At 45.5% G+C, this 19,509-nt stretch carries 12 protein-coding genes; all 12 read left to right on the top strand.

What is annotated here, in order from left to right; translation table 11 throughout:
* Window positions 1-1,256, top strand: a 1,256-nt coding sequence (locus tag RDN93_RS18925; protein WP_308746933.1) for a glycoside hydrolase family 3 C-terminal domain-containing protein, incomplete at its 5' end; no start/stop codon positions are given.
* A 28-nt stretch (window positions 1,257-1,284) separates the two neighbouring features.
* Window positions 1,285-2,397, top strand: coding sequence for a glycoside hydrolase family 88 protein (locus RDN93_RS18920; RefSeq protein WP_308746932.1), 1,113 nt, complete (start codon window positions 1,285-1,287; stop codon window positions 2,395-2,397).
* A 218-nt stretch (window positions 2,398-2,615) separates the two neighbouring features.
* Window positions 2,616-3,158 (top strand): RNA polymerase sigma-70 factor, encoded by a 543-nt coding sequence (locus RDN93_RS18915; RefSeq protein WP_308746931.1) that lies wholly within the window; start codon window positions 2,616-2,618, stop codon window positions 3,156-3,158.
* A gap of 146 nt (window positions 3,159-3,304) precedes the next feature.
* Window positions 3,305-4,231 (top strand): FecR domain-containing protein, encoded by a 927-nt coding sequence (locus tag RDN93_RS18910; RefSeq protein WP_308746930.1) that lies wholly within the window; start codon window positions 3,305-3,307, stop codon window positions 4,229-4,231.
* A 146-nt stretch (window positions 4,232-4,377) separates the two neighbouring features.
* On the top strand, window positions 4,378-5,934 hold the full coding sequence (locus RDN93_RS18905; RefSeq protein WP_308746929.1) for a DUF4832 domain-containing protein: 1,557 nt from the start codon (window positions 4,378-4,380) through the stop codon (window positions 5,932-5,934).
* A 56-nt stretch (window positions 5,935-5,990) separates the two neighbouring features.
* Complete coding sequence (locus RDN93_RS18900) at window positions 5,991-9,380, top strand: TonB-dependent receptor (protein WP_308746928.1); 3,390 nt, start codon at window positions 5,991-5,993, stop codon at window positions 9,378-9,380.
* 17 nt (window positions 9,381-9,397) lie between these two features.
* Entirely contained in the window at window positions 9,398-11,122 is a 1,725-nt protein-coding gene (locus RDN93_RS18895) for a RagB/SusD family nutrient uptake outer membrane protein (protein WP_308746927.1), read from the top strand.
* Window positions 11,123-11,142: 20 nt separating this feature from the next.
* Window positions 11,143-12,786, top strand: coding sequence for a SusE domain-containing protein (locus RDN93_RS18890; protein WP_308746926.1), 1,644 nt, complete (start codon window positions 11,143-11,145; stop codon window positions 12,784-12,786).
* Between the two features lie 90 nt (window positions 12,787-12,876).
* A complete protein-coding gene (locus RDN93_RS18885; protein WP_308746925.1) occupies window positions 12,877-14,478 on the top strand; it encodes a DUF4832 domain-containing protein in 1,602 nt (533 codons plus the stop codon).
* Between the two features lie 21 nt (window positions 14,479-14,499).
* Entirely contained in the window at window positions 14,500-16,365 is a 1,866-nt protein-coding gene (locus RDN93_RS18880) for an FAD-dependent oxidoreductase (protein ID WP_308746934.1), read from the top strand.
* 7 nt (window positions 16,366-16,372) lie between these two features.
* Window positions 16,373-18,439, top strand: coding sequence for an alpha-galactosidase (locus tag RDN93_RS18875; protein WP_308746924.1), 2,067 nt, complete (start codon window positions 16,373-16,375; stop codon window positions 18,437-18,439).
* A gap of 25 nt (window positions 18,440-18,464) precedes the next feature.
* Window positions 18,465-19,509: acetylxylan esterase (locus RDN93_RS18870; protein ID WP_308746923.1), on the top strand; the 1,045-nt coding region annotated here is incomplete at its 3' end.

The raw sequence follows: 19,509 nt of genomic DNA, 5'->3' as shown, positions 1-19,509 counted from the left end.
ATGAAGATATTGTTAATGAGTTTTATACTGACGCCAATCGTGAGGTGAAAGGCTTCAAAGCCGAATATTTCAAGAACAAGACGCTTTCGGGACAGCCGGAAGTTGTACGCACGGAATCCTCTGTAGATTATGACTGGGGCTATGGCGCACCGTTGGACGGTTTTCCGACTGATGGTTTTTCAGTCCGTTGGACAGCCTGTTATATCCCACAGGCAGACGGTCAATTGAAACTCCACATCGGTGGTGATGACGGTTACCGTTTGTTTGTGAATGACGAGCGTATTACGGGCGACTGGGGTAATCATTCTTATTCCAGCCGTGAAGTTGAACTTCCTGTTGAGGGCGGTAAGGAATACCGTTTCCGGATTGAATTCTTTGATAATATTTCTTCGGCCATCATCCGTTTCAACGCTTATAGCCTTAATGAGGCTAAACTTCGTCAAGGACTGGCTAAAGTGGATAATGTAGTATTCTGTACAGGCTTCAACAGTAACACGGAAGGCGAAGGCTTTGACCGTCCGTTTGCCTTGCTCCGCTATCAGGAATTGTTTATCAAGAAGATTGCGTCTATGCATCCCAATGTCGTGGTTGTGCTGAATGCCGGTGGCGGTGTGGATTTCACCAACTGGTATGATGCTGCGAAAGCTATTCTTATGGCCTGGTATCCGGGACAGGAAGGCGGTCAGGCGATAGCTGAAATCCTGACTGGTAAGATTTCTCCAAGCGGTAAGTTACCGATTTCTATCGAAAAGAAATGGGAAGATAATCCGGTGCACGACAGTTATTATGAGAATCTGAAAGCTGAGATTAAGCGTGTAGACTACTCCGAAGGTGTTTTCGTGGGTTATCGTGGATATGACCGTTCGGGAAAAGAACCTTTCTATCCATTTGGCTACGGATTGTCCTATACAACTTTTGCTTATAGCAATATGGCTGCGGAGAAAACGGGTGAGCATCAGGTTACGGTTAGCTTTGATATCGAGAATACAGGTAAGATGGATGCCTCGGAAGTGGCACAAGTGTATGTGCATGATGTACAATCCTCTGTCCCCCGTCCTCTGAAAGAACTGAAAGGATATGAAAAGGTCTTCTTGAAGAAAGGGGAGAAGAAACGGGTTTCTGTTGTGTTGAATGAGGATGCATTCGCTTTTTACGATATGAATCAGCACCACTTTGTAGTGGAAAAAGGGGAGTTTGAGATTTTAGTCGGTCCTGCTTCCAGTCAATTGTCTTTAAAGGCTACGGTTGAGTTATAATATTGAATGATAACCAAATGAATATATAATGAAGAAAACACTTTTATTGGGAATATCCCTGTTATGTACCACTTTTATAATGGCGACAGAGATTCCTTTTCAAAAAGCAGAAATTAAGTCTATCATGCGAAAGGTTGCGGATTGGCAGATTGCCAATCCCCATCCTGCTCCTGAACATGACGACTTGAATTGGCCGCAAGGCGCTCTTTATGTCGGCATGGTGGATTGGGCGGAACTAGCCGAAATAGAAGACGGCGATGATACATATTATAAGTGGCTCACCCGTATAGGCCGGCGGAATTGCTGGCAGCCGGACAAACGGTTTTACCATGCCGATGATATCGCCGTATCGCAGTCCTTTCTGGATTTATACCGCAAGTACAGAGACGAAGCAATGATTATCCCTACGCTCGCCCGTGCAGAATGGATTGTCAATCATCCGTCCGAAGGCAGTTTCAAGCTGGTGGAGGGAGACTTAAAGACTTTGGAACGTTGGACTTGGTGTGACGCTCTCTTTATGGCTCCCCCTGTATATGCCAAACTGTATATGCTGACCGGAGATAAGAAGTATATCAAATTTATGAATCGTGAGTATAAAGCAACTTATGATTACCTGTTCGATAAAGAAGAAAACCTGTTTTATCGTGACTGGCGTTATTTCGATAAGCGCGAAGCCAATGGCAAGAAAGTCTTCTGGGGACGTGGCAACGGTTGGGTGCTTGGCGGCCTGGTTGAAATATTAAAGGAACTGCCCAAGAAAGACAAGAACCGACAATTCTATGAAGAATTGTTTGTAAAATTGGCTACACGTGTTGCCGGATTGCAGCATCCGGACGGTTTCTGGCATGCCAGTCTCTTGGACCCTGCCTCTTATCCGTCACCGGAAACGAGTTGCACTACTTTCATTGTCTATTCCATTGCTTATGGAATAAACGAAGGCTTATTGGATAAGGCAACCTATCTTCCTGTGATGGTAAAAGGTTGGAATGCATTAGTCTCGGCTGTAGAACCGAATGGAAAACTGGGATACGTGCAGCAAATCGGTGCCGACCCGAAGAAAGTGACTCGTGATATGACGGAAGTTTATGGAGTCGGTGCTTTCTTGATGGCGGGCAATGAAATCTACAAAATGGCGAGATAATCTGTTCCCTTATAGAGAGGGATGTCAAAAATAGAATACCTGCTTTATACAGTTCCGATTGTAACTGTTGAGTATAGAAGGGCTATATCAAACTTCGTTTTAAAGCAATGATATGGCTCCTTCTATTATTGATAAAGAACGTTAATATTATATAGCTCCACCTATATAACATATAAGAATTCTGCGCCTGTAAATATATAAAATAGTAATCTAATTAAATGGAAGACTTGGAAAGAGAACTTTTGTTGATTTCCAAAGGGGATGAGCTAGCTTTTAATAGTTTCATGAACCGATATTCAAAGAGGTTATACTATCACGCCTTTGGTATCCTTAGTAATAAGGAAATGGCTGAAGAAGTGGTAGGCGATGTTTTCTTTGAAGTGTGGAAACTACGTAAGACGCTTTTGGAAATAGCCAGCATGTTGAGTTGGTTGAATACGATTGTATATCGTAAATCAATCTCTTATTTGCGCAAGGAGGCAAAGGGTAATCAAGAGATATCTTTTGAAGAACTTCAAGATTTCTCTTTTCCTGATATACAAACTCCAATGGATGATATGCTTTCGCGCGAAGAACTCCAATGTTTGAATGAAGCGATCAATAGTTTGCCGCCCAAGTGCAAGCATGTATTCTTTTTGGCTAAACTGGAACAAATGCCTTATGCGGAAATTGCGCGTATGTTGCAAATCTCGCTTCCTACGGTGAATTACCATATAGGATATGCTATGAATGCTTTGAGAAAGAGACTTGTGGACGGGTGATTTAGAAAAAGAAAGCATTAAAAGAAAAAAATAGAATTTCAACCTATAGATAAATCTAACCTTTGCGTCTTTATAAATAGAAGGGAACTTCTCATGAGAAGATTATAAAAAGGAAAAAGATATTGAAAGGATAAAAAGAATTGAAGATGGATAAAGATATTAATGATTATACATATGGGGATTTACAGGGCGACATCAAGTTGAAGTCGTTTATAGAACACGGTACCCCGGCCGAGATAGATATCTCCGGCATTAAGAAAAAAGCCTTTTTGAAAATGCATCAACATGAACGTAAATCCAGGCAGCGACGCGTTTTGATGTATATTGGCTCAGTAGCTGCTACGCTGCTTTTTTTAATAGGTATAAAATATATAGTTACAGAGGATGCGATGGACGGTTTGTCCCACATGGAAGTTACGGAATTGATGGCTGACGCATATGATGAAGAGGTGGAAGTGCCTGTTGGAGAGAAGATGACGCTGCTGTTAGCCGATGGCACAAAGATCGTAGCCAACTCGCGTACAATTGTCCGCTACCCCAAACGTTTTGATGGCGATTGCCGTGAAGTATATGTGAAAGGTGAGGCTTACTTCGATGTGGCACATGATACAGAGCATCCGTTTCTTGTCCATTCCGATAATTTTAGAGTGAAGGTACTTGGGACAAGATTTAATGTGAACAATTACGATACTTCGGATTCGCAAGTGGTGTTGGTTCAAGGAGCGGTAGAACTGAAAACGACAAACAATGACCGGGTTCGTATGAAACCGAATGAATTGGTGAATTTGCAGGAGGGAAGTTTTGCCGAGAAACGGACAGTGAATACGGATGAATACACTTGTTGGATGCAGGGTATGATTAACCTTGATGGTGAAAGTGTGGAGTCTGTAGCTCAACGGCTCAGTCATTATTATGGAGTGACTATTTTGTTTGACGATGGGATGTCGGCAGATAAAATTTATGGCAAATTAATGCTGGGTGATCATGTCAGTGAAGCCTTGCAAGCCATTGAAACCATGACGCGGACTCGTATGGAAATTCGTGGTGATACAATCTACTTAGTGAAGAAGTAACTGCTTTTGTAGTCAGTTGCTACTGAATGAAATAATTACATAAGAACTTATTATCAACCAATTTATAATGCCTTCATAGCAAGGTAGAGGAGGCTTATACGCCTTTTTGTAAAGAGAAGCTATGCTTTTTAATACCATTGGAAAATATGAAAAGATACACTTTGTTACGCACATTTATGCTTTTTATAGCAGCTCTGATACTCTGTGGATGGTCTTCGGCACATACACAAGTATCTACAATTAAAGGACTAAAAGCGCCTGAACAAACAGTATGTTTTGAGCCTGATACTACTTCTGTACTCAAAAATCCCCTTACGGGTTGGGTAATGTACCTGGGACGTGCATGGGATGAAAACTTTTGGCAGACCCAACGCTATGATGCTATGCCCGTAAACGGTGGAGACTCCACTGTCTGTGTGAGCGATTACGCCGGTACATGTTACGTTCGCATCAATTGGAATATGCTTGAGAGTAAAGAGGGGAAGTATGTATGGAACGATCCCGACTCACGTATCTATAAATTGCTCGCTTCGGTGCGTGAACGTGGCATGCGTTTGGCTTTCCGCATCAATGTAGACAGTCGTGACCAGGGACAGAACACACCTCTTTATGTAAAGGAGGCCGGTGCAAAAGGTTTCCAAGACCCCAATAATCCTCAAGTATGGTCGCCTTATCCGGATGATGCCGTGTTCCAGCAAAAATACGAGAAATTCCTTCAAGCTTTTGCCACTGCCTTTGACGATCCTGATAAGGTGGATTTTATTGATGCCTATGGACTTGGTAAGTGGGGTGAAGCACACGGTGTGAAATATAATAACTACTCAAATAAAGAAGAAGTCTTTGAGTGGATTACCGATGCCTATGCAAAAGCCTTCAAACGTGTGCCATTGGTGATAAACTACCATCGTTTGGTCGGAGATACCATCAGTTGGGCAGAACCACACCCTGATAGTAAAAGATTGCTCGAAAGGGCCATTGCCAAAGGATACACTATTCGTCACGATGCTTTTGGGATGACCGGTTATTACGAACAGTGGGAAAAAGATTTTGCCCGTGCTTACCGCTTTCGCTTGCCCATCATTATGGAGGGAGGGTGGATTACCGGAGCACATCACCGTTATTGGATTGATCCTAGCGGCAAGTATCGTGAAGGTCATTCGGAGGATGTGCGCTTGGGCGAGTACGAAGAGAGCCGCAACGCCCATGTCAATATGATGGATCTTCGCATAGGCGATGAAGTTGCCTCATGGTTTAATACCTCTTTCGATTTGGTGAAGCGTTTCGAACGTGAGGGAGGATATCGGCTCTATCCCACTAAGGTCAGTTTCGTAAATAAAGCCCGTTCAGGCGAGCAGGTGAGCGTGCAGCACAATTGGCGTAATCTGGGTTGGGGATACTGTCCTACCAACATTCCCCAGTGGAAAGGAAAATATAAAGTATGTATCGCTTTGATGGATACTCATCATAACATTGTAAAAAAACAGCTTGTAGATGAGGCCGACCTCTCAACTTGGGTGCAAGGTCACGATGGTCATTATACTACCACTGTCAAATTGGATGGACTTCAAAAGGGTAGTTACACTTGGCTTATCGGTCTGGTTGATACAACCAAAGCATGTCAGCCGGGCTTGAAAATGGCGGTCGACAAGAATCTTCTATTTGAGGGATGGTGCAAAGTCGGCAAACTTAAAATCAACAAGTAACCGGCAGATTACTCATAAATCGTTATGCAATAAATATTAATTATCAATCTTATATTATGAATCGAAAAACAATCACAACTACGGTGACAAGCTTGGCAAAAGCTTTCTGCCTGGCTGGGCTACTGTCTGTACCCGCTTATTCCGGCGCGTCGACTGTTTCGTTCGAAAAGGTAAATGGGATGTATATCCTTAAAGCCGAAGATTCGACAGTGAAACAAGTGTTCGACTACATTGAGAAACATAGCCAATATGTTTTTGTTTATGACCAACCTGTGAAAGATCGTCTCAACAACAAAGTAAACATCGAACTGCAAGGAAAGTCGATTGATGCTATTTTGACGGAAGTATGCCGGCTGGCCGATTTGAAATATCACATTCAGAACCGTCAGGTAACTATCACTGTCAATCCTTCTAAAAGGGTTACTACTCAGGTGAAAAAAGCGAAGCGTATCTCGGGACAGGTAGTTGATGCTACCGATCTTCCGATGATTGGTGCTACAATTCGCGTGAAAGGTAGTGAAGCAGCTACCATTACCGACCTTGACGGTAAGTTTCAGATAGATGTTCCTGAGGGTAGCGAACTGCTCATCAGCTATGTTGGGTATAATGACAAAACCGTGCGGATAGACAGCAAGAACATGTATGCTGTTGTTATGGAAGAAGCCAGTAAAGCACTTAATGAAGTAGTGGTTATCGGTTACGGTACGGTAAAGAAGAAAGACCTCACCGGTGCGGTGGCAGCCGTGAAAGGGGAAGAGTTGGTGAACAAACGCACAGCTATGCTTTCCAATGCCCTGCAAGGATCACTTTCGGGAGTGATGGTGACGCGTGATAATTCGGCTCCCGGTTCCGGTGCCGCTTCTATCCGTGTGCGTGGTATTACTACTATGGGTGAATCGAGTCCGTTGATAATTGTAGACGGTGTACAAAGCTCGCTCGATTATGTGAACTCTAATGATGTCGAGAGTATCTCGGTACTGAAAGATGCTGCGGCTGCCAGTATTTATGGTTCGAAAGCTGCTGCCGGTGTTATTTTGGTTACTACCAAGCGTGGTAATGATAGCGGTAAAATCAACTTGAAGTACAATGCCGAATTTGGTTGGGAAATCCCTACCAAACAACCCAATATGGTAGGAGTTACCCGTTACTTGGAGATGAGCAACGAGTTGAAGTATAATGATAATCCTACCGGCGGTTTTTTTCAGGAATACACGGCCGACCAAACAAAGAATTGGGTAAAGTATAATGCTACCGATCCCAACAACTACCCCATTACCGACTGGACTGACTTGATTTTGAAGTCGAGTGCTCCTCGTATGACTCACACTCTCTCCGTATCGGGCGGTAATAAAGCGGTAAAGTCGGTAGCTACTCTTTCGTATGACGAGGTGGACGGACTTTACGATGGCCGTGGATTCCAACGTTATATGTTTCGTTCGAACAACGACTTTAATATCAACGACAAACTTAGTGCCCAAATAGACGTGAATATCCGTCATGCTAAGAGTAGTACTAAAAATTATGATCCTTTCGATACCATGCGTAAGATGCCTGCTATCTACCCCGCTACTTGGGATGATGGTCGTCTGGCTTCAGGTAAGAGTGGCGCGAATCCCTACGGACTGCTTGTTGCCGGTGGTAACTCAGTGGCTCACAGTACCCAGGTGGCAGGTAAAGGTTCGCTGACTTTCAAGCCCATCAAGGGATTAAGCATCTCAGGTATCGTATCTCCTTTTATCAATTATCAAAAGAAGAAAGCGTTTAAAAACTCATGCGGATATACCCTCGCCGATGACCCCGAAACTTTTGGCGGTTATTTCGACTCCGGCAGCACATGGACTACTAATTCGCTTGAGGAAACCCGTAAGGATAATTATCACGTCACCAGCCAACTTATTGCTAATTATATGGGAACCTTTGGCAATCATAATCTTACAGTGATGGCAGGTTTTGAGAACTATTACATGAAGGACGAAGAACTGACTGCAGCCCGTGATAAATACGAACTTACCGGTTATCCTTACCTCAATATCGGTTCGGAAGATTTCCAGACCAATAGCGGTAAAGGTAATGAGTATACTTCTAATTCAGTTTTCGGCCGTGTTATCTATTCATACGCCGATCGTTACCTGTTTCAGGCCAATGTACGCCACGATGGTAGTTCACGTTTTGCCAAAGGTTACCGTTGGGGTACTTTTCCTTCATTCTCGGCAGGTTGGGTAATGAGCGAAGAAAAATTCATGAAGAACCTCAATTGGGACTGGCTTTCATTCTTGAAGTTGCGTGGTTCGTGGGGTATGTTGGGTAACGAACGTATCGGTGACAATTATTTCCCCTATATTGCTTTGATGAGCTTTGGTAATTCATTATTTTATATGGCCGACGGAAGTGTTGTTTCTGATAAGACAGCCCGCCCTGCTGTGTTGGCTGTAGAAGATATTACTTGGGAAACCACTACCAGTACCGACATCGGTTTGGATGCCAACTTCTTCAACAACCGTCTACAGTTCCACTTTGACTATTATTGGAAGCAGACTAAGGACATGTTGCTGAATATCGAAATACCTTACTTCATGGGATACAACAATCCCAGTACAAATGCGGGTAAGATGTCTACTCATGGTTATGATATCGAACTGGCATGGAACGACCGGATAGGAGACTTCAAGTATGGTGTGAATGTGAATTTCTCTGACTTCCTCTCAAAAATTGATTATATGAATGATGGCGAGCAAATCAGCGGTGGTAAGATTAAGCGTGCCGGTGTTCTTTTCAATGAATATTATGGTTATGTGTGCGATGGCATCTATCAGACTCAGGAAGAAGTGAACAATTCGGCCCGTACAAGTACTACCGTAACGGTGGGTGACTTGAAATATCGTGATATCAGTGGTCCTGATGGTGTACCCGATGGTATCATCAGCCCTGAGTACGACCGTGTCCCCTTGGGTAACTCACTTCCTCGTTTTCAGTATGGCGGTACATTCAATGCTTCCTACAAAGGGATTGACTTCAGCATTGCTTTCCAAGGTATTGGCAAACAGAATTCGTATCTTTCTACTGCCATGGTACAACCTTTGCGTGATAACTATGGTAACGTGCCGTCAATTCTCGAAGGTAAATATTGGAGTCCCTTCAATACTGCTGAAGAGAATTTGTCAGCCAAATATCCCCGGCTTTCGAACGTATCGAAGAGCAATAACTACGCCACATCTAGCTTTTGGATGTTCAACGGTTCATATTTTCGTTTGAAAAATCTCACATTGGGTTATACCCTGCCTGAAACTTGGACGCAAAAGGCTGGTATAAATCGTGTCCGCTTCTATGTGAGCGGTAGTGACCTTTTCTGTTTGAGTAATTTCCCCGATGGTTGGGATCCTGAAATGAACTACAAAGCTTATCCGATTACCACTTCTTTAGTAATGGGTCTGCAAGTTAACTTTTAAATAAATAGGAGTAGAATATGAAAACAAAGATATTATTATTAGCCGGAATGTGCCTGGGGCTTGCTGCTTGTGAGAGTATGGACCTGGTACCCAGATCACAAGGTAATACCGAGTCATGGTACACAACTGAAACAGAATTGCGCCTGGCTTCCAATGACTTTTACATCTTGGGCTATTGGCAGGAACCTCTTAGTTCGTCCGAACAATGGTCGGACAACACCACCTATCGTCAGACGAACCGTAATCCGGGAAGCGGTGGAACCATACTTGATGGAACTATGAACGGTCAGCAGTACGAAGTATATGCTTTGTGGCAACAATCATTCAAACTCATTGCCCGCGCCAACACAATGCTTGAGAATATGCATAAGGCAAAGGGCTCTGTGACTCAGGAAGTGTACGACCGCTATGCCGGTGAGGCTTACTTCTGCCGTGCCTGCAAGTATGCCGAACTGATTTTCTTCTATGGTGACGTGCCCTATCAAGAGGAGACTATTACTATTTCCGAAGCTTTGCAGCGTGGTCGCAGGCCTAAAGCGGAAGTGATTCCTTTGGTGTACGCTGATTTCGATAAAGCCATTGCCGGTTTGCCCGAAAGCTATGGACAGGGTGAGAATATACATGCCACCAAGGGTGCGGCGCTGGCTATGAAAGCACGTTTTGCCCTCTATATAGGTGACTATGAAATAGCTGCTCAAGCTGCCAAAGCTTGTATGGAGCTCAAACTTTATTCTTTGGAGCCCGACTATGCCAAGCTTTTCAAGCAGAGCACCAAACTGAACGATGAGAAAGTGTTTGTGATACCTCGTTCCATTGAAAACGAAGTGATGCTCGATTCTTGGATTGTGAAGAACGGTCTTCCCCGTAATGCTGGGGGATATGGTTCGTATAATCCTTCATGGGATCTTCTGGCTGCGTATCTCTGTACTGACGGACTGCCTATTGACGAGTCTCCGCTGTTCGATCCCCGCAACCCTTTCAAGAACCGTGACCCGCGTTGTACAATGACTATCGTTGAGTTCAACACCGAGCACTGCGGTTTCGAATATGACCCCAGTCCTGCGGCCAAAACCGTGATGAACTATACTACGGGCAAGACACAGAGCAATCAAGATACCCGTATCGTAAATCAATATAGCTCATATACGGGCTTGTTGTGGAAGAAAGGTATTGATGCTTCCTGGACAGTAGACCAAAAGGTAGAGCAAGACTACATCGTAATACGCTATGCCGATGTACTGTTGATTTATGCCGAAGCCATGATAGAACTGAACCGGATTGACGACAGTGTGCTGAAAGCCATCAATATGGTACGTGCCCGCGCTTATGGTGTGAATGTGACAGCAACAGGCAGTTATCCTGCCGTGACTACTACCGACCAGACAGAGTTACGCCGTGCCCTGCGTATAGAGCGTCGCATGGAGTTTGCCATGGAGAACCAACGCCTGCAAGACTTGATGCGTTGGAAATTGGCGGGGAAAGCATTGAACGGTTACAACTATATCATGCTAATCAACCCTACGGAACTGCTGAATAATGTAGTGAACAAGAACCTCTGGTTCTGGGGAATGACCCCGCAAATCGACGAAGACGGTCTGGCTGATTTTTCAGCTCTCTTCAATGCCGGTTATTGTTCGCAGGGTGCTAAACGCATTTTTCCCGAACGCGAATACTTGTGGCCGCTGCCTACACATGATGTGGAATTGTGTCCCAACTTATTGCCCAACAATCCGGGTTATTAATCCTATAAACTATTACGAACATGAAAACAATGCATTTATATAGAAGCCTTGGTGTGGTGGCTGTGGGAATGATGAGCATGCTTGCCACCTCGTGTGAAGAGGATATAGACAATACTGCCTCACGCAATCAGTCGGAGATTGAGCTGGCTCCTTCGGGTGAATATATCAAGCTTGATGAGAGCAAACCCAACGAAACGGCTGTCACTCTGAAGTGGAGTACCGCTCACGATTTTGGTGAAGATTATATTACGACTTATAAATACGAGATGCAGCTCATCGGTAGTGAGGCTACGAATATCAAGGAGTTTGACGATGATGGAGAATTCCTTCGCTCTTACACCAACGAGGAGATGCAGAAAATACTGGTCGACCATTTCGGACTTACCACCAGTACTATTGGCGAAGTACTGTTTACTGTAACAGCCAATTTTGAAGGTCCCCGTCTGATGGTGCCTGATATTGCTACGGCTACATTAAAGATAAAAACGTATGGGCCTAAACAGTACAAAGCCGATAATCTCTATGTGGGAGGTTCCGCTGTGGGCGAAGACAATATAAAATTGACGTTGAAAGACGAGATAAACAAGATTTATAGCTACGAAGGTGCTTTGGCTGCCGGTAAGATTAACTTTCCTGTTGATTATGCCGACGAGTTGAATGCCATTGGTCCGGAAATTGCCGATGCTCCTATAACCACTGGCGAAATGACAGGTGTTATATCCGACCGTGCCGAAGCTAATTCGTGGGTGATTCCGTCGGCAGCTACCTATCGCATCACTGTGAATATGAGCAAACAGACTGTGAAGATAGTAGAAGCCGGTGCGGTAGTTGAGGCTGAGCAAATGTTCCTGGCGGGTACTGCTGTAGGTGAAGAACAAATTGAGATAGCTCAAACTCTCGAAAATGATCAACTTTATGCTTGGCGTGGTGAACTGAAAGCCGGTAACCTCTACATACCGCTCACTTTCGAGGGTGAACAAACGATGGCTATTGTGCCGGAAGTGGCTGATAATCATGATATAGAGGATGGCCAATTGGCAACATTTGGACAAGCCCTCATCGGCAAAGTGGATAGACAGTATTGGACGATTCCAGCCGATGGCACTTATCGTATTGTATTGAATAAGGAGGAGAAAACCATTACTATCTATTCGGCTGCCACTGATTTGAAACCGCTCACCGTATCGTTCAATAATACCGAACTGGGGATAAACCCATGGAGCCAGGAAGTCAATGTATTGCATATGTATGGTGGTTTCAACGGCTTTGCTTATGATGCGGGTACTGACGAAGAAACAGGCAAAAGCCTCAAATACTGTCAAGTGAAGTATAATCTTATTCAGAGTGTTGCCAATCCGAAAGTCTTTGTTTATAAAGGTGATGTATTGCCTCGTAATGAATATAAAGATAACTATGGGAAGATAAATAGAGGTTGGGTGAACTTCAGTACTTTACGATATGCTAATAACGGATGGTTTGTTGGATCTACAGCTGACGCTAAACGTAATGATCACAATGGATATACTGAAGTAATAGCAGGCAAGGTAGAAAAGGCTGTAACAGGTCAAGTTGATAACCGCTATGCTTACTTCCTCATCCCCGAAGGCTGTAACTATGTGGTAGTGGATATAGAGAATAACACTGTACTCTTTGATATTAAATAAATCCAAAATGACAGAATAAGAGGTGAGGTTTCAATCACTTCACTTCTTATTCTACCTTTAAACAATAACAATTAAGACATATATATTCTTATGAACAGAATAATAAAAAACAGCATAAAGACTCTGTCGATGTGCTTGCTGGCCACCACGGCTTTCATAGCTACTGCTTGTTCAGACGATGATGACCTTACAACCGACTATAGTTGGAATATTGAAGGTAACACCACCGTCAGCATTAAGCCCGAACGCTATAAACTGTTGCGTAACCCTATGAGCGGATGGGTTATCTACTCAGGTATTGGAAGTGGTATGATGATGGATTTCTGGGAACTCTACGACAATTTCGAGTCGTCCGAAGGTATTGTGAAAGTATCCGACTATGGTAATACCCTCTATGTACGTGGTCTTTGGAGTCATTTCAACCCTGAAAGGGGTAAATATGTATGGGACGAAACTCTGCAGACCGAGCCGGCGAAACGTTTCCAGATGTTGGTGAAAGGAGCCAAAGAACGCAACTTGAAGCTTGCCTTCACCTTTGTGTGCGACAGCCGCGACAAACATGAAAATGCCTGTCCCGAGTATGTAAGAGAAGCCGGCGCCGAAGGATTCACCACTACTACCGGCAGTGTAGATGTATGGACGCCTTATCCTGACGACCCCATCTTTCAGAAAGAGTATGAAGCATTCCTCACTGCTTTTGCTGCCAAATACAATGACCCTGACGTCACTCAATTTGTGAGTGGTTTTGGATTGGGCAAATGGGGGGAAACTCACACACTGAAATACTCTACAGGCGATGAAGCTCCCAGACAAGCAGTGTTTGAATGGATTACCGACGTAATGTCCCGTCTTTTCACCAAAGTGCCTATCATGATCAACTATCACCGCTGTTTGCTTGCTACCAAAGAGTTTAGCGATGTCGATACCGATATAGCCGCCGATATGGTGAAACGTGCCGTAGCCAAAGGTTTCTGCCTGCGTCACGATGCTTTCGGCATGAAGCAATATTATAAAGATTGGGAGCGTGGCATTACCACGACCTATCATGGCATCGTACCCATTACTATGGAAGGCGGTTGGGTGGAATCATCGCATGGCGGTTCTATTGCCGGTGACGGTTATAAGAATTTTGCCGAAGTGCGCCAAGGAGAATATGATGAGGCCAAAGGTGGTTATGTCAATATGATGGACCTTCGCTTTGATACCAACGTGAATACCGGTGAAACACACTCCTGGTTCAATACTGCTTTCCATCTGGTAAAGGAGTTTATAGCCGAAGGTGGTTACCGTCTTTATCCCGACCGTTTATCTATTCCTACTACGGCCCGTAGCGGCAGCAACGTAGCATTGACTCACCGTTGGTCGAACTTGGGTTGGGGGTACTGCCCTGCCAATCTGCCGCAATATGGTGATAAATACAAATTGGCTATCGCCCTGCTTGATAAGAACACGGAAGAACCCGCCCGCATCTATATAGAAGAGAAAGCGGATATTGCTACCTGGATGAGCGGAAAGCCCAAAACCTACACTAGCAACATCAAGCTCACCGATGTAGCCGCAGGTACTTACACTTGGGCGGTGGGAGTGGTCGATACCACCAAAGAGAACGCTATCGGTATCTTACTCTCAGCCCGCGATGAATATCAAACCGCCAAAGGTTGGGTAAAAGTGGGAGATATAACTATTCAATAATCTTAAAAACGCTGTGCTGTGATAAAAAAAATCTTACTGACATGCATAGCCGTAGCCTGTAGCCTTGTGGCTGTAGCCGGAGAACTGCTCATCGAAGCAGAAAGCTTCAGCCAGCGAGGCGGCTGGGTGCTCGACCAGCAGTTCATGGATCAAATGGGGTCTCCCTATCTCATGGCACATGGTATGGGTATCCCTGTGGCGGATGCTACGGCAGAAATCAATATTCCCCAAGCGGGCACTTACTACGTATATGTCCGTACTTACAACTGGACTTCACCTTGGACCGATGCCGAAGGCCCCGGAAAGTTCCGCCTGGCCTTGGGTGGCAAATTGCTGAAAGCTATATTAGGACATACCGGCAATTCCTGGCAATGGCAGTCTGCCGGAAAGGTAGCATTGAAAGCAGGGATTACCACCCTTGCCCTGAAAGATCTCACAGGCTTTGATGGACGTTGCGATGCCATTTATCTTACGACCGATGAGGAAACGCAACCCGCTACATGGGGGGATGCAGAGACAGCCGCACTCCGTGCCCGCTTGCAGCAACAAACAACAGCCACCCGTCAATACGATTTTGTAGTAGTAGGAGGGGGAATAGCCGGTATGTGTGCCGCCGCATCGGCTGCCCGATTAGGCTGCAAGGTGGCGTTAGTGAATGATCGTCCTGTGCTGGGTGGTAATAACTCGTCGGAAGTACGTGTACATTTGGGGGGAATTATCGAGATGGGACCTAACCGGGGATTAGGTCGCATGATACGCGAGTTCGGTCATGAACGTTCCGGCAACGCCCAACCGGGAGATTACTACGAAGACCAGAAAAAAGAAGACTTTATAGTTGCCGAGAAGAACATCACCCTCTATGCCTCTCAGCGTGCAATAGCCGTGAAGATGCAAGGAGACCGCATTGTGTCGGTCACTATCCAGCATATCGAGACGGGAGAACAAACCGAACTTGCCGCCCCTCTCTTTAGCGACTGTACGGGTGATGCTACCATAGGTTACTTGGCTGGCGCCGATTGGAATATGGGACGTGAAGGTCGCGATGAGTATGGTGAAAGCCTTGCTCCCGAACAACCCGACTCGATGGTGATGGGTGCCTCGATACAATGGTATAGTAAGGATATGAAGAAGAAGACCTCATTCCCTCACTTTGAATATGGCGTGCGCTTTGACGCTGAAAATTGTGAGCCTGTAACCATGGGCGAGTGGAAATGGGAAACAGGTATGAACCGCAATCAAGTCAGCGAGGCTGAACGTGTACGCGACTATGGGCTTTTGGTGATATATTCCAATTGGAGCTATTTGAAGAATCACTATAAAGGCCATAAGAAGTACGCCAACCGTTCTCTCGACTGGGTGGCATATGTCTCAGGCAAACGTGAATCACGCCGTCTCTTGGGCGACTACGTACTGTCACAGGACGATATAGACAAGAATGTGGCGCACGAGGATGCTTCGTTCACCACTACCTGGAGCATCGACCTTCACTTCCCCGACAGCGTGAACAGTGTCCGCTTTCCCGGCAATGAATTCAAGTCGGCTACGGTGCATCGTTGGATTCATCCTTATGCCGTTCCTTATCGCTGTCTCTATTCTCGCAATGTGGACAACCTCTTTATGGCAGGCCGTAATATGAGCTGCACCCATGTAGCCTTGGGTACGGTACGTGTGATGCGTACTACCGGCATGATGGGTGAAGTAGTAGGTATGGCAGCCGGACTCTGCCACAAGCATAGTGTAGAGCCGCGCGACATCTATCATCATCACCTGCCCGAACTGAAGCAACTTATGCAGGCAGGTTTGGGCAAACGCGATGTGCCCGATAACCAACGCTTCAACGAACCCAACGAATTGTTGGAAGTTCCGGGAGCTTACATCAAACCGTAGACAAACTATGAGCCAAAAAAGTATTATCACGATATTTCTATCGGCAATATGGACATTGCCGCTTTGGGGAGAACAACAGTATTACGCTTTTTTGAAAGGTGACACACTACGTATGGGCAATAACTATATGGAGCGCACCATGCTGTGGAATAACGGTGCACCTGTTACCATCAGCCTTACTGACAAGCAACACGGAAAAACCATTCCGGCACAGGGCAAACAACCCGATTTCTCGATTGTGAAAGGTATCCCTACGGATGCCACATTCACCGTGAACGAGATACCGACAAATGGCATCCACGCCAGTTATCTGCAGGCTACTGTGGCTTGTACTATCGGTTCGCTGAATATAGAGCGTCGCTATCGTATTTATGCAGACTGTCCTGCCATTGCTTGCGACACCTATCTGAAAGGGCAAGTGGAACTTTATCAGAATAAGGAGGACAACCGCTCTAACGCCGACCGCAAAAATATAGAGCACACGGCCGATATGGCTACGGGGGTGAAAACTCCCACGCTCGACAGGCTGCAACTATCCGGCAATCATTGGAGTGCCCGCACAATAGAGTTTTTCGACTACACCGATTGGAACGACAATCTGGTGACCAGGCGTACTTGGCTTCCTTATCGTCGCAACGCTTATCGTGGTAATTTGCTTTTTGCTCATGATGTGGTTACCCGGCAGGGCTTCTTTTTCCTGAAAGAGGCTCCCAGCAGTAGTACTCAATTACATTATCCGGGTTCTGACTTTGTGGCGGACTTTAGCGATTTTATGGTAGTGGGGCTGGGTATCGCGTCTGATGATGTAAAGTCGGATAGCTGGACTCGCGTTTATGGATGCGTTACCGGCATCTATACCGGCGGTGAGCAAGAAGCGCTTACTGCCTTGCGTCTTTATCAGAAACAACTGCGCCACCACACCGCCGTGCAGGATGAGATGATTATGCTCAATACCTGGGGCGACCGTAGTCAGGATGCCAAAATAGATGAGGCTTTCTGTCTGGCTGAACTAGATCGTGCCGCACGTATGGGTATCACCCTCTTCCAATTGGATGACGGCTGGCAGAGCGGAAAAAGCCCTAACTCGAAGACAGCCGGAGGTAGTTTTAAGGATATATGGAAGAATGCCGGTTACTGGACACCCAACCCCACGAAATTTCCTCATGGGCTGAGACCTATTGTGGAGAAAGGGAAGAAATTGGGTATCCGCATCGGATTGTGGTTCAATCCCAGCATACAGAACGATTTTGCCGATTGGCAAAAAGATGCGCAAGCCATTGTCGGACTTTATAAGGAGTATGGCATCTGCTGTTTCAAGATAGATGGCTTACAGATACCTACCAAAACAGCCGAACGAAACCTACGTCAACTGTTTGATACCGTGTTGGAACAAACCAATCATGAAGTGATTTTCAATCTCGACGCTACTGCCGGCCGTCGCGGCGGGTATCACTATATGAACGAGTACGGCAACATCTTCCTGGAAAATCGCTATACCGATTGGGGTAATTACTATCCTTATCGTACCTTGCGCAACCTTTGGATGCTGTCCCGCTATGTACCGGCGGAGAAGATGCAGATAGAGTTCCTTAATAAATGGCGCAATGCTGATAAGTATGACGCTGCCGACCCTTTTGCTCCGGCCCGTTACAGTTTCGATTACCTCTTTGCCATCACCTTGGCGGCACAGCCGTTAGCTTGGATGGAGGCTTCGAACCTGCCCGAAGAGGCTTATGCTACGGCATCTCTGCTCAAGAAATACCAACCCTTGCAACTCCGGTTTCATCAAGGCGTCATACTGCCCGTTGGCGAGAAACCTTCGGGACGCTCGTGGACTGGATTCCAATCAACTGTCTCCGGTACGCAAGGTTATCTTGTTGTTTATCGCGAAGATAATGAGCAAACTGAAGGAAATATTGACACTTGGCTTCCTGAGGGCAAGAAGGTCACTTTTACCCCGGTGATGGGAAGTGGTAGCAAGTTTGCCGCTAAAGTTGGTGTGCGGGGCAAAGTAAGTTTTAAACTGAAAGACAAGAACTCTTTCGCACTTTATCAATACGAAGTAAAACCATAAAAAGATTATTTATAATAACGGAACTATGATAAAAAGTGTACGCTCTCTTCTTCTGATATTATTTGTGTCCATGCAGTTGGCTGTATGGGCACAGCCGCAGGAGAGACTCATTCGGGTGCAGGTCACTCCCGACCACACCAATTGGTTGTATAAACCGGGAGAAAAAGTGAAATTCAAGGTGGTTGTATTGAAATGCAATGTTCCACAGGATAATCTTGAAGTGCGTTATGAGATTTCGGAAGACATGATGAAACCTCATCAGACAGGCAAACAGCCTTTGAAGAATGAAAAGCTCGAAATTAATGCAGGTACCATGAAAAAGGAAGGTTTCCTGCGTTGCCGTGCTTTTGTCAATTTTCAGGGGCGCGACTATGAAGGTGTGGCTACCGTCGGCTTTGACCCGGAGAAACTGCAACCGGTTACTCCGCTGCCCGCCGACTTTCTTGAATTTTGGAAGAACACCAAGGAAGCTGCTGAAAAGTGGGCGCTGGAATCCATCATGACCTTACTGCCGGAAAAATGTACGGACAAAGTGAATGTATATCATGTCTCGTTTGCCAACAACGACTATGCATCACGTATGTACGGCATCCTTTGTGTGCCGAAGGCTCCGGGGAAATATCCGGCCATTCTGAAGGTACCCGGTGCGGGTATCCGTGCCTATAACGGAGAAGCCGAACGTGCCGGAAAAGGTTTTATCATTCTGGAGATCGGTATCCATGGTATTCCGGTCAATCTCACGGGGGATGTCTATCATCGCCTTTATAACGGGGCTTTGAAGAATTACCACTCATTCAATATGGACAATCGGGATAAATATTATTACAAACGGGTCTATACTGGTTGTGTGAGAGCCATTGATTTCATTTATACACTTCCCGAATTCAATGGTAATCTGGCAACTTTCGGTGGAAGTCAGGGCGGAGCGCTTGCCATAGTGATTGCCGGACTCGATAATCGTGTCAAGGGATTGGTTTCTTACTATCCTGCCTTGTGTGATATGGCGGGTTACGCTCACGGTCGTGCAGGCGGTTGGCCGCATATGTTTAAGGATGAGAAGAACCGGACAC

The sequence above is a fragment of the uncultured Bacteroides sp. genome (assembly GCF_902491285.1).
In the GTDB taxonomy this organism is placed as follows: Bacteria; Bacteroidota; Bacteroidia; order Bacteroidales; family Bacteroidaceae; genus Bacteroides.
Note: the sequence above shows the minus strand (reverse complement) of the source record. Positions and strands in the feature narration are given on the sequence as shown.